The sequence below is a fragment of the Acinetobacter sp. CFCC 10889 genome, assembly GCF_003268395.1.
GTDB lineage: Bacteria > Pseudomonadota > Gammaproteobacteria > Pseudomonadales > Moraxellaceae > Acinetobacter.
The window spans coordinates 14,839-25,769 of record NZ_LQXQ01000001.1; the positions used below are offsets into that span (position 1 = coordinate 14,839).

Sequence of the window (10,931 nt, forward strand, 5' to 3'; positions counted from 1 at the left end):
AATCATATAATCATATATTGTATGATTTATAATGGAATCAATAATATGCCAAACAATCAATCTCAAAAATCACAAACTCAAATCCCTGCAATCTATCTTGCTATCCATGCTATTCAAGCGTATTTAGCTAAAGTAGGAATTGCTAAATCGCACTCAACAAAATCTAACAGACCCAATAACAAGCAAAATTCTAATTTTCAGGATTATAATTTTCGCAGTGTGGATGATATTTATAATGTTGTTACACCATTGCTTTCTGAAAATAATATTGTATGTATCCCAGACGTAAAATCGACTACTGTTGAAAAGCTTGTAGATAGTTATGGGAAAATATCCCATCACACACACATTGAAGTTGAGTACAAATTTTTAAGTATCGTTGATGAAAGCTTTGTCACCATTAGAATGGCGGGAGAAGCTAAAGACTCAACAGATAAAGGTAGCCAAAAAGCCCTATCTAATGCACATAAGTATTGTTATATACAAATGTTCAGCATCCCAACAAAAGGGGAAAATGACATTGAACAACAATCAAATGCACAGTTCTATCAGCAGCAGACCAACCACAATCAAAATCACTATCAGCAGCAGAATAATCAACAAAATAATAGGCAGCAACGATCTGTAAATACTGTGACGGATGAACAACTTTCCCAATTCATTGAGATCTTACAAATTGCCAATATTTCATTTGAACGTTTCCTTAAAAAAAGAAAAATCACGCGTGATCAAATCACACCTGAGATGCTGATGGAAGAATCCAATAACTGCTACAAGCACATTGAAGCAGTTGAAGCGGAAAAGATGAAAACTATATAATCATATAATCATATAATCATATTTGTGATTATATGATTATATGGGTAAACTATAATGCATAACCATTTAGGAAATCCTAATGACTAAATACATTTCAGTTCTACAGCTTAAAGGTGGTGTAGGAAAAACAACAATTGCAGCAAATCTTGCGGGCTATTTTCTTTCTAAAAATAAAAAAGTATTGGCTGTTGATGCTGATATGAAGCAGGGGACATTGTCTGCTTGGTCAAGCATGATTGAAGATAAAAACTTCCAATTTGGCTCTACTTTTTCTTTAGATGAACTCATTACGTTATTAAAAGATGCTGATGAAAAATATGATTTTGTAATTGTGGATCTACCTCCACGTTTAGAAGATCTTGCACGTTCTAGCCTTTTATTTAGCGATTTAATTCTTATGCCTGTTACCACTTCAGCACCAGATTTCTGGGCGGCAAGCGATATTTCAGAATTAATCGAAACGGCTAAAGCCGAAAAACCTGATCTTAAATTGCGCTTAGTCTGGAACAAATTTAAGCCTACAAAACGGCGTTTGGAGTTGCAAGAACAGGTTAAAGAGATGCTAGGGCATGAAAGTATTAAGCAACCATTATCGGATTATATAGCTTATTCTGATGTGATGGGAATGGGTACTTGGGTAGGTGCATATAATCACCAAAAAGCCAAAATAGAATTTCTTGATTTTTCCAAAGAAATTGAGAAGTTAATTAAATAAATTGGAGTAAAAATATGACGGGCAAAAAAATCGCTATTAGTAAGCCAAAAGTAACAACTACGACTAGCCGTTTTGACCAAGCTGCTATATTTGCAAGCAATACGATTGCACCAAATGAAACAGTTGAAGCCCCAAAAGCGTCACCAAAAGTTGTAAAAACAACAACAGGTGGTAAAAAATATCCTGAAGCATTTGATGTACCAATTATTTTAAAGCAAGAAATTAAAATGTTTGTTGCAACGGTAGATTACCCATTTAAGAACAAAAGTGAGTTTGTTACTCAGTGTATAAGTGATGGTTTAGCAAAGTATGTAAAAAAAGTATCAGTGCCAGAAGTTGGTAAAAAGGAAACAACGGGGCGTGAAATTGCAAAACTCCCTATTGAAATGAAACAAAAGATAAAAGAGTTCTTGGCTGATCCAAATTGCAAATTTAAATATAAAAATGACTTTATTATTCAATGCATAAAGGATGGTTTAGATAAATATAAGTAAGTTAAACAATAATCAATAGGGCATTTATGCCCTTTTTTATCGGGGATGTTATGAAAAAAGCCATTGGCTATGTTCGTGTAAGTACCGTTAAGCAAGTCACAGACGGCGTATCTATTGACGCGCAAAAAGAAAAGATAGCAGCTTGGTGTAATCTAAATGATTATGAACTGGTCCATATTTATGAGGATGCAGGGCTGTCTGGTAAAAGCATCGCACATCGTAAAGATCTACAAGAAGCTCTTTTAGCACTGAATAAAAACATGGCTTTTGTGTGCTATAGCTTATCCCGTGTAAGTCGCAAACTTGAGGACATGCTCAAGATTAGTAATCACATCAAAGACACTGGGGCAGACCTGATAAGTTTATCTGAACGCATAGATACAACAGGATCATCTGGACGTATGGTTTTTAACATGCTTGCTGTTATTAATGAATTTGAGCGTGATGTAATTAGTGAACGTACAAAGATGGCAATGCAGCACTTAAAAGACAACAACAAAGTGTATTCACATATACCGTATGGCTTTAATAATGAAGATGGTTATTTGGTAGAAAATTTTGCTGAACAGTTGATTATAAAAAAAATGTATGAATATTCCCAATTGGGCTATGGACATAGGAAAATAGCAACTCAACTCAATAAACAGAATATTAAATCAAAGCATGGCGGCATTTGGTATGCCAAAACTGTCAAATCAATTTTAGAAAGAATATGAAATATTCTTTTATTCCCTAGTATTCTTTAATTTCCTTAATATGCTATAATATATTGATTCTAAAAGGAATTTTAGCCTAAGTTTTATTCCTTTTAATCTTTTATTGCTTTAAATTATTCCTTGCTATATTCTTTTTTATTCTTAATATGAAATGTTGGAAATAAAAATGAAACCGCCTGTACTTTGCATCACCCGTGAAGAATTTACAAAACATGGCATACCTGAAAATAATGCATACGGCGTGTATGCTTTTGATATGTTAAAAGTAGATCAAAGCCAATTCCATTTTTTAAATCGTGAAATTGCGGATCGTGCAAACAATAATGATGACGATGAATATAAAAAAATAGGGCAGTTATTACCGCAAATTTTGGTGTATGGCGTGATCAAGCGTGACGGAAAGGTTTTAACCTATTCACGTAAAAAAGGCGCAGAAAGCCGTTTACATGGCTCTCGCAGCATTGGTTTTGGCGGGCATGTAGATATTACCGATTACGATTATAAATTGAATAATGGTTTTGCTAATTCGCTTGCTGTGAGTGCTGAACGTGAATTACGTGAAGAATTAAATTTCGTCACCGCCGTTGGTACAAGTGAATTTACATCATTATTGGTGGACCAATCTAATCCAGTTGGTGCGGTACATGTCGGCATTCCAATTTTACGCAAAATTCATTATTTGGACGAAATTAAAGTAGATCCTGAAGAAATTTCAGACCCGCTTTGGCTATCACCAGAGGAATTAATTAAAGACATTGAACAATATGAAAATTGGTCAAAAATTTTAATCAATGAAATGTATTCTGGTTGAATTAATTAAAGTAAAAAAACCGCCATTATTGGCGGTTTTTATTTGTATGTTTATTAGGTTATATCCTAGCCTACACCGCTTAAGCAAAATGAAACTTTTGAATAAAAACCATCTTGTCCATCTTCAAATAATAATGTTTCATTTAATGTTTCTTGGGGGGTAGGCTTGAATAGATATTTTCTATCATCTTGTTTTAAAGATAATATTTCAACTCTTTTATCCAATGTTTCTACATTCAAAAATTCAAGTGTATTGTCTGTATATTGAATATCTACACCATCAAGTTGAACCTGAATATCAATAGAACCTGATAAAACAGTTGTCCCATTTATTTTTATTAAATATTCTAGGTATTCAGATGGTTCTAGCTGCAATCCAAGACTCGCTGCTATTGATGCACCATCACAACTAATAATATAGGGATTGCTATTAATAATACGCATGACATTCACATACGGCACACCCGTATTTAATGCATCTTGTACGGCGACATAATCGGGATTGTCTGGATCATAACCCAGTACCGCTTTAATGTTGCTTTGCGTAACTTGGATTTGACGATCTGTACGACCACGCTTAAAAGACCCTGTGATAACACCGTTAATAGGTGCTGCACCTGTGCTTCCAGTATTGTCTTTTACACGATCAAACTGTAACCCAACTTCATTCTCTAAAACTTTGGTGATGTGCATATCTGCAATCCTAGAACAATTTAAGTCTATTATTCAGGATTGTAGATATGCTGTTTTTGAGTATTCCTAAATTTCTAAGATATTCCCATAGGAATAATTAAAAAACGTGAACCGACCATCCCGTAGGTTCACGTTTTGATTTTAAAAACACTTAGTAGTTTTCTTAGAAATAGGCTTCAGGGAACATATCACCCTCAAAAATCCGCATAACATACACGGCAGGCACACTCTCTAATGCATCACATACATTGTTATAGTCTAAATTTCGTGGATCATGTCCAAGTTGCGCTCTAATATTTTGCTTTGTGATGAGCATGTGTTGATCTAGTCGCCCACGCCGAAATTTACCTGTAATGACTGGGGTGCTTTCTATCAATAAGTCATCATCTTCAATAATTAAGATTTCACCAACATTAAATCCAACTTGCTCTAATTCATTCATGATAAAAACTCGCTATAAATTAGCCTTATTTTCGCCGTTATATATTTTATATATTTCTTCAAATTCCTTTGGATGAAAAAAAAGCCCGATTAATCGGGCTTTTTAGTGATAAAACAATTAAACCAAAGTAATGTTTAACTCTTTTAATTGTTTATTGAGATTACTTTTTATCTCAATGGCTTCTTTCTGCTTTTCAGGATCACGCCATAATGTATTAGACTTAATTTTTAAATCAGGTGCTTTTTTATCAAAAGATTGGTTATCTTTACGGCAATGCCAAACACAACGCTCATTAGGGAAACGCTCCCAAGCATAAGCTTCCGCAGGGGCTTTGCTCCATATTGCTAAGTTTAATAACTCATCTAAAGTAATTTCAGTGTTTCGATGATTTGTGAAATGTCCAAATGCTGAGTTAGGACTAGATAAATCTGCATCTTCAACATCAAAATAATCAGCAAGAATACGCCCATCTGAATAAGTGAATAAATAAGGTGCTGTGTGCGGTACTGTGCAACCACCCCAAAAATAACCTAATTCAATAAATGCATCCGATGCCTGTTTAAATTCATTATGGCTTTTCAACTTAATCTTTAGATCTTTCATTTCTATTAAGTTTTGCATATCTTTCACCGCCGCAATACACAGCGGCTTTTCGTGGCGATTAGATAACTCTTGCTCAATACCATTTGGATGCTCACCAAACAACGCTAACATAGACATTTCACAATCTTGGCGTGTTTCATGCCCCAAGCCCCATGATGTGCCTGAAGAACGGATATTATGATTAAAATCAATAATGGTGTAATAACCTTTACCCGCCAATGTTGCCGTTAAAATAGCGTATTGCTCACGTACCGCTTGAACAGTCCAATTGAAGCGTTTTTCTTTGTCAAATTTTACTTTTTGACCGACTTTTAAAGTGTTTTTGTTCATCTTTATACCTACTTCTTTGCGATATAAATATCGTTTTTGCAAATTGGGCAATTCACCACCATACAAAGCTCATTACGGTCATTGATCGTTTTGGCTTCACTTTCCTGAAACTCTAAAACAGAATTGCAATGACGGCATTGTGTTTGGTGAGTTGTATTTTTTGGTATTCCACGTTGAATAACTTTCATGATTTTTACCTAAATCCCTAAAAAATGGCGTTTTTCAGCGGTACGGCGATTGACTAAACCCTGAATACGCTTACCTTTTACATTCACCCATACATCAAACTGATTAGCTGCTGATCTGAGTTCATTCGCATTAATTAAACGAAGCATAGTGCTGTTTTTAAATGCTGTTTCGCCCACGTTGTAAATAAAGGAAGCCAATGCATCAAACTGATTTTGTGAGATTTTGGCAGTCACATAACGATCAAGACAGGCATCGACCCAACGACAATCATTTTTGAGCCATTCAAGTGCCTGACCCGCCGTACATGTATCGCCTTTTTGCACTTTATTACCATTCGGATAGCGTATTGTGCCGTGTCCAATTGTCCAGATACCGCCTGAATCTGGGTAGGCTTTGAGTTCTAAACCCTCAAAATTCTTAATCATGTTGTAACCCATGTCAGAAATATCATACTGACCTGTTACGCCTGAACGCTCAGGCTCATGCTTGTAATTGATCAATTCAGCAAATACAGGAAATCCCAATTGATCAATGATTTTGTCGCCCGCAATCACTTGATCTTGAGTTAGTGAATTGCCCGACATTGCACGTAACCAAGAAAAAGCCTGTGCAACAACTTCAATATTATTTACGGTGCTGTTCATGTGGGATCTCCATCCTAAAGCTGTGAAGTTTTTTTAAAACAATGTTCGATAACCAAGCTGTCAGTAAAATAAAACTCAATAAGCATCCAAAAAGAGTTTTATCTATTAAGAAAAATTGTGCTGAAAGCATGATTAAAACGGCGTAAATCGTGCGTTTACATGTCGATGTATCAAAGATGTGATGTGGTGCTAAAACCACAATCGCTGTCACAAACACCACCAATAAGCAAACGACATTCTTAAATGTCAAAAATTCGTATAGATCCATGTCATTACTCCCGATCACGATCAAAAGATTGACTAATACGGTCAATATCTTCATCCGTAACATCTAGTTTTGAACCTGTGATTTTGATTGCCGCTGCATGAAAAAGATGAATGATTGCAGGGGAAACAAAAGAAACACCCGCAACCCAAATCACTACAGCAGGCGTGATATTGTTTTCGGTATGGATGTAATAAATGAATGCTAGAACACCACCAAATATAGAAATTAGTAGTTTTAGCGGTTTAGGGTATGGCTTTGCGCCGTAACGTGGCGTTGGGAAGAAATAGCCAATCGTTGACCCTAAAATCAACAACATAAGGCAGGACACAAGTAAAATAGCATCGCTATAAATACTTGCGGCTGACCGCAGTGTTTCATTTGTAAATAGGCTGTTTGGTCGGTTTGGATTGCTTGCCAAAGCTACTTCGCTTATTAGCGGCAAGAAAAACCACATTATCCGCCACATCAAGCCCAAAACCAGTGATCTAGTCATTACCGACCTCGCAATAAGTTTTGAATGTTGAGTAAAAGCTGAATCTCATTTTTCTTCATTTGATCATCATTAGCTTTTAGCTGTTTTTTGATCTTCCAAGCTTCAGACTCGTAATAGTCATGTATGAAGAAAAACGGTAGGTCTAAAACAGCATCAAAACTTATGTCGCTGTCATAGCTAAATATCTGGATCATCTTCATAAGCGATTGATAGTATGTCGTTTGCATGTCCTGTGAATGCGGAAGTAATGCGAAATCGCAACGGCGCATCATCTGTACCCCCGTTTATTTTTCGCAAGACAATTCCATTATCAAAAACAATATTAACCAGGCTGTTAAATTGATTTTCGATGTGTAGATACGTGTTAAAAAGCTCGTTAAATCGCCATATTTCTAATTTGGATAGTTGATCAATACGGGTTTTTATTAGATTTTTAGTAAAATTAAGGTTGGTAAAATCATCGACTGGTGGTAATTCATCACAACCGATTTGAATCGCCATTGCACCCATAATCCAATCAATTGTAGTTTCACAACCTTCCTCTAGTGCATGGGCTTCTAAGCCGTTTAAAGGTCGTACAGAAATGTTATTAATTTCAATTCGTTCATGACTAAAATTCGTTAGATCCTCACCTAAATATTCAGAAATTTGCACATCATCATCGAGTCGATTCTCAACAAGTTGTAAATAGCTCAAAAGAATGGCATAACGCTCTTGAACACTCATTTTTAATGCGTATTGAGGATCTTTATTGTTCGGTGCAATTGTATAAATCGCTTGTGTAAGTTGTTTTTCGTAAAAATCTGGGCGGATTTTTGCCATTTGTAAAATATTTGATACACGTAAATGGCATAAGTCATAGTGGCTTTTGCCAATTTCAATATTAGTAAAGCTCATGACCCAACCCCTGAATAAAGTTTTTGAATGTCGGTTTTGTCCCATGCAGTACGACTGATAAATGTTGCTTGTACTTGCACAAGTAGTCGATTTGCATCTCGATCCATTGGTGCAACAATGGGTGCGCTAACAGACTGAATTAACATCGGTGCATAGCGTTTACCGCCGTAATAGACAGCGACATAAGGCGGTACTAGGGAAGGGAAAAAGGATTCTATAGAGCGTTCTTGAGCAACGTTAGAAATGATTGATTTTTCACTAAGCTTTTCTGGCGAAGCCCACTGTTCAAGTAATGAAATTTGATCTTCAACTTCAGTTTTAGCATCTGCCCAAGCCTCAAATAAAAGCGTCATAGGTAAATGGATGGATGCTGTCGATGTAAAAACTTGGACTGAATTAACTTTAGTTAAGTTGCTTCGCCCTGTTAATGTACTTAATTGTTTTCTTTGCTCGTCAGACAATGCGCCAACAAAAGGAATGGCGCTGATCACTGCATCTAAAGTATTTAACCATTCACCTGATTGTAATTGCCCCATCAAAGTGGGTAGCCGATGCTCTGGATTACTATTATCGAATGGTGTTGAATACTGATTTTCAATTGGTTTTTCACCGCTTAATGCAACACATACAACCTGTTCTGTAGAACCCTCAAGTGGATTTCCTTCTACATCACACAAACGAACACGGAACTGTAATTTCTTATTGAGTCCGTTTAATTTTTCTAAGCTTTCTACTGGCGCAAGTGCAGGCTCATTAACAGGCTGCTCTGTTGGCTCAACCTTGTAACCCATGACTAAAAATCTCTAATTCCGATTTTTAGAGTCTAAAAGCGATTAATTTTTAGATTTTTTGCATATTCCTAGTCTTAGTGCTTGATTTTTATTCTTAACATGGTTATAACTATTCCTAGTTACTGCCGTACAGGCAGCTTAGAAATGTGAAACGATAGCTCGACTCCGTATTGATGTTTTCACTGCCGCACAGGCAGCTTAGAAAAAACATGTGAGTTAAATTTTTTACTGCCATATAAGCAGCTTAAAGATACTGTCTTGTTACTACCCCAAAAAGGTAGCAAAAAGCCCGCAATTGCGGGCTTTTAAATTTATATAACTTTAATTTAAAGCTTTTGCATAATTGTTTTGAAAATATGAAAGTATGAAGGATTGTTTTCAATTCCTAATTTGTTACACAGTGCATCAAAATTCTTATCATCTAATTGATCTATCGCCCAGTAGAATGTCCCTGCTTTATCTTCGCCAAATTCAGCAAGGCGATATTTTTTCGATGCTATATACCCTGTATCATCGGGAAAAGCTTCTTGAAACACTTCAATAATTTTATTTGCGACATAGTTTAAACGCATTTCTTCCATTTTAAGCACCGCCTAATTTAACTTGATTTGTCATTAGTTTCTCCACATACGCCATTGAAGCGGCTAACATTGTACCATCTGCACGACCTAAAATAGCTTGCTCAATATTGTAGCGATAAGATGGGACATGAAGTGGATATACACCTTCTAAAAAAAATGTACACGCTTCATCTTTGCGTAAAGCCCAGTAAGCCTTTTCTACAGCATGATCATAGTCTTTGTGTGTAGTAAATTTTGGTATTGGGTTTTTTTCTAACCATTGTATCAACAAAGCTGAAACATGCTCATCGCTTCTTAGATCATCCATTGTAAGCAACCAATGATCTTCATATCCTGAAGCCTTAATTTTTTCATTTTCTACTGCAAGATATTGTTCTTGCATAGCGATTAAGTCCTGGTACATCATGTTTTATTCCCATGTATCCATTGCATTATCTAAAATATCTTGTGCAAATTGTTTAGAATCAATTTTTTCTACTTGTGATGGTTTTTTACCGTAATTTTGGATCTGATTCATGCGCCATACTTGTTGTAAGGCACTCACTTTACCAACTAAAAACATTAAATTGACTTCTTTGGCAAATTTGCTTTTTTCATCACGCCATTCATGATATTTTTCACCACTGCCCCAGTGCTGCACAATATCCTGGCTGCTAAGCATGTGATTGACCCCGCAATACGCACGGGCTTCACTTTCAATAAAACTATGCACATTATACGGCAGTGATTCCATAGAAAAATTACCCCAATCATTTAATAGATTTTCATTGAGAAAACTTTCTAAACTTAAATTTAAATCCATATTTTTTATTCCATTTGCTTCTTAACTGTTCTGATTATGCTTTACTCTTATTAGGAATGCAATCATATAATCATATAATCATATAATCATATAATCATATAATCATATAATCATATAATCATATAATCATATAATCATATAAGTAGTTTTATGATTTAAAATAAATCCCGCACTAAGCGGGATCTAAATTAATGAAACTTAGATATATTTCAGTCGGTTTTCATATTCATCTAAATTAATAAAATGTTGCTCATCATCATTCAGCGACCAAACTGTAGTCGTACATGGTACTAAACGGCGGTGCATTTTATAGAACTGATCGGCTGCAACCAACGTTGCCAAATCATCATTTGGTACAGTGTAGGCTTCCACGACATGCACGGGATATTGCGTGCGCTCATAGAATGAATCCTCCGTTTCACCTGCATTGAGTGCAATAACACGCTCTACTGCGGGCAAATATGCGCCGTAGCCAATCCATGCGTCCACATGGTTTTTAGCCAACAATTGTGCATTTTCTTTCATGTTGCTGATTACTGTACTCACATAATCAGTCACGCCGTTTTGATTTAAAACCGCTGTCACATGGTCCACAATGGGCTTTAGGCTTTCTGGCTCTGGCGTTAATTTATTAATGTTCATGT

The 10,931-nt window shown here is 35.8% G+C and carries 18 protein-coding genes; 5 read left to right on the forward strand and 13 right to left on the reverse strand.

The genetic code is table 11. The features are described from left to right. Nucleotides 1-45: 45 nt before the first annotated feature. The 5 genes from AVJ19_RS00110 to AVJ19_RS00130 all read left to right on the forward strand — a co-directional run bounded on the left by AVJ19_RS00110 (nucleotide 46) and on the right by AVJ19_RS00130 (nucleotide 3,555). Complete coding sequence (locus AVJ19_RS00110; RefSeq protein WP_162626507.1) at nucleotides 46-819, forward strand: ERF family protein; 774 nt, start codon at nucleotides 46-48, stop codon at nucleotides 817-819. A 79-nt stretch (nucleotides 820-898) separates the two neighbouring features. Continuing rightward, nucleotides 899-1,534, forward strand: a complete 636-nt coding sequence (locus tag AVJ19_RS00115) for a ParA family protein (protein WP_111857815.1) — start codon at nucleotides 899-901, stop codon at nucleotides 1,532-1,534. 14 nt (nucleotides 1,535-1,548) lie between these two features. Further along, on the forward strand, nucleotides 1,549-2,028 hold the full coding sequence (locus tag AVJ19_RS00120; protein ID WP_111857816.1) for a hypothetical protein: 480 nt from the start codon (nucleotides 1,549-1,551) through the stop codon (nucleotides 2,026-2,028). Between the two features lie 50 nt (nucleotides 2,029-2,078). Next, nucleotides 2,079-2,744 carry a recombinase family protein gene (locus AVJ19_RS00125; RefSeq protein WP_111857887.1) on the forward strand — a complete coding sequence of 222 codons (666 nt, stop codon included), beginning with the start codon at nucleotides 2,079-2,081 and terminating at the stop codon, nucleotides 2,742-2,744. Nucleotides 2,745-2,910: 166 nt separating this feature from the next. Beyond that, complete coding sequence (locus AVJ19_RS00130) at nucleotides 2,911-3,555, forward strand: hypothetical protein (protein WP_111857817.1); 645 nt, start codon at nucleotides 2,911-2,913, stop codon at nucleotides 3,553-3,555. Nucleotides 3,556-3,620: 65 nt separating this feature from the next. On the opposite strand, the gene AVJ19_RS00135 is transcribed toward AVJ19_RS00130, so the two are convergent. The 13 genes from AVJ19_RS00135 to AVJ19_RS00200 all read right to left on the reverse strand — a co-directional run bounded on the left by AVJ19_RS00135 (nucleotide 3,621) and on the right by AVJ19_RS00200 (nucleotide 10,929). Continuing rightward, a complete protein-coding gene (locus AVJ19_RS00135; RefSeq protein WP_111857818.1) occupies nucleotides 3,621-4,247 on the reverse strand; it encodes a hypothetical protein in 627 nt (208 codons plus the stop codon). Between the two features lie 163 nt (nucleotides 4,248-4,410). Further along, complete coding sequence (locus tag AVJ19_RS00140) at nucleotides 4,411-4,689, reverse strand: hypothetical protein (protein WP_111857819.1); 279 nt, start codon at nucleotides 4,687-4,689, stop codon at nucleotides 4,411-4,413. Between the two features lie 117 nt (nucleotides 4,690-4,806). Then, nucleotides 4,807-5,622, reverse strand: coding sequence for a hypothetical protein (locus AVJ19_RS22400; protein WP_228203251.1), 816 nt, complete (start codon nucleotides 5,620-5,622; stop codon nucleotides 4,807-4,809). Between the two features lie 8 nt (nucleotides 5,623-5,630). Beyond that, nucleotides 5,631-5,810, reverse strand: a complete 180-nt coding sequence (locus AVJ19_RS00150) for a hypothetical protein (RefSeq protein ID WP_111857820.1) — start codon at nucleotides 5,808-5,810, stop codon at nucleotides 5,631-5,633. Between the two features lie 9 nt (nucleotides 5,811-5,819). Further along, entirely contained in the window at nucleotides 5,820-6,455 is a 636-nt protein-coding gene (locus AVJ19_RS00155) for a lysozyme (RefSeq protein ID WP_111857821.1), read from the reverse strand. Then, nucleotides 6,436-6,723: a hypothetical protein gene (locus tag AVJ19_RS00160; RefSeq protein WP_111857822.1), complete on the reverse strand. Its 288-nt coding sequence runs from the start codon at nucleotides 6,721-6,723 to the stop codon at nucleotides 6,436-6,438. The genes AVJ19_RS00155 and AVJ19_RS00160 overlap by 20 nt, the downstream gene beginning before the upstream one ends. A 4-nt stretch (nucleotides 6,724-6,727) precedes the next feature. Continuing rightward, a complete protein-coding gene (locus tag AVJ19_RS00165; RefSeq protein WP_228203252.1) occupies nucleotides 6,728-7,165 on the reverse strand; it encodes a hypothetical protein in 438 nt (145 codons plus the stop codon). 228 nt (nucleotides 7,166-7,393) lie between these two features. After that, a complete protein-coding gene (locus AVJ19_RS00175) occupies nucleotides 7,394-8,113 on the reverse strand; it encodes a hypothetical protein (RefSeq protein WP_111857825.1) in 720 nt (239 codons plus the stop codon). Beyond that, entirely contained in the window at nucleotides 8,110-8,904 is a 795-nt protein-coding gene (locus AVJ19_RS00180) for a hypothetical protein (protein WP_111857826.1), read from the reverse strand. Before AVJ19_RS00180 ends, AVJ19_RS00175 begins: the two co-directional genes overlap by 4 nt. A gap of 326 nt (nucleotides 8,905-9,230) precedes the next feature. Continuing rightward, the gene (locus AVJ19_RS00185; RefSeq protein WP_111857827.1) at nucleotides 9,231-9,485 is read right to left on the reverse strand and encodes a hypothetical protein; all 255 of its coding nucleotides are present in this window, start codon (nucleotides 9,483-9,485) and stop codon (nucleotides 9,231-9,233) included. A 1-nt stretch (nucleotide 9,486) separates the two neighbouring features. Next, the gene (locus AVJ19_RS00190) at nucleotides 9,487-9,891 is read right to left on the reverse strand and encodes a hypothetical protein (protein WP_162626508.1); all 405 of its coding nucleotides are present in this window, start codon (nucleotides 9,889-9,891) and stop codon (nucleotides 9,487-9,489) included. Nucleotides 9,892-9,894: 3 nt separating this feature from the next. Further along, complete coding sequence (locus AVJ19_RS00195) at nucleotides 9,895-10,287, reverse strand: hypothetical protein (RefSeq protein ID WP_111857829.1); 393 nt, start codon at nucleotides 10,285-10,287, stop codon at nucleotides 9,895-9,897. Nucleotides 10,288-10,485: 198 nt separating this feature from the next. Continuing rightward, nucleotides 10,486-10,929, reverse strand: a complete 444-nt coding sequence (locus AVJ19_RS00200; RefSeq protein ID WP_111857830.1) for a hypothetical protein — start codon at nucleotides 10,927-10,929, stop codon at nucleotides 10,486-10,488. Nucleotides 10,930-10,931: the final 2 nt, after the last annotated feature.

Coding starts and splice junctions, on each gene's coding strand:
- AVJ19_RS00160 (WP_111857822.1), bottom strand. CDS start 6,723: ATGGATCTATACGAATTTTTGACATTTAAGAATGTCGTTTGCTTATTG.
- AVJ19_RS00125 (WP_111857887.1), top strand. CDS start 2,079: ATGAAAAAAGCCATTGGCTATGTTCGTGTAAGTACCGTTAAGCAAGTC.
- AVJ19_RS00195 (WP_111857829.1), bottom strand. CDS start 10,287: ATGGATTTAAATTTAAGTTTAGAAAGTTTTCTCAATGAAAATCTATTA.
- AVJ19_RS00130 (WP_111857817.1), top strand. CDS start 2,911: ATGAAACCGCCTGTACTTTGCATCACCCGTGAAGAATTTACAAAACAT.
- AVJ19_RS00115 (WP_111857815.1), top strand. CDS start 899: ATGACTAAATACATTTCAGTTCTACAGCTTAAAGGTGGTGTAGGAAAA.
- AVJ19_RS00200 (WP_111857830.1), bottom strand. CDS start 10,929: ATGAACATTAATAAATTAACGCCAGAGCCAGAAAGCCTAAAGCCCATT.
- AVJ19_RS00135 (WP_111857818.1), bottom strand. CDS start 4,247: ATGCACATCACCAAAGTTTTAGAGAATGAAGTTGGGTTACAGTTTGAT.
- AVJ19_RS00110 (WP_162626507.1), top strand. CDS start 46: ATGCCAAACAATCAATCTCAAAAATCACAAACTCAAATCCCTGCAATC.
- AVJ19_RS00185 (WP_111857827.1), bottom strand. CDS start 9,485: ATGGAAGAAATGCGTTTAAACTATGTCGCAAATAAAATTATTGAAGTG.
- AVJ19_RS00155 (WP_111857821.1), bottom strand. CDS start 6,455: ATGAACAGCACCGTAAATAATATTGAAGTTGTTGCACAGGCTTTTTCT.
- AVJ19_RS00190 (WP_162626508.1), bottom strand. CDS start 9,891: ATGATGTACCAGGACTTAATCGCTATGCAAGAACAATATCTTGCAGTA.
- AVJ19_RS00140 (WP_111857819.1), bottom strand. CDS start 4,689: ATGAATGAATTAGAGCAAGTTGGATTTAATGTTGGTGAAATCTTAATT.
- AVJ19_RS00180 (WP_111857826.1), bottom strand. CDS start 8,904: ATGGGTTACAAGGTTGAGCCAACAGAGCAGCCTGTTAATGAGCCTGCA.
- AVJ19_RS22400 (WP_228203251.1), bottom strand. CDS start 5,622: ATGAACAAAAACACTTTAAAAGTCGGTCAAAAAGTAAAATTTGACAAA.
- AVJ19_RS00120 (WP_111857816.1), top strand. CDS start 1,549: ATGACGGGCAAAAAAATCGCTATTAGTAAGCCAAAAGTAACAACTACG.
- AVJ19_RS00175 (WP_111857825.1), bottom strand. CDS start 8,113: ATGAGCTTTACTAATATTGAAATTGGCAAAAGCCACTATGACTTATGC.
- AVJ19_RS00150 (WP_111857820.1), bottom strand. CDS start 5,810: ATGAAAGTTATTCAACGTGGAATACCAAAAAATACAACTCACCAAACA.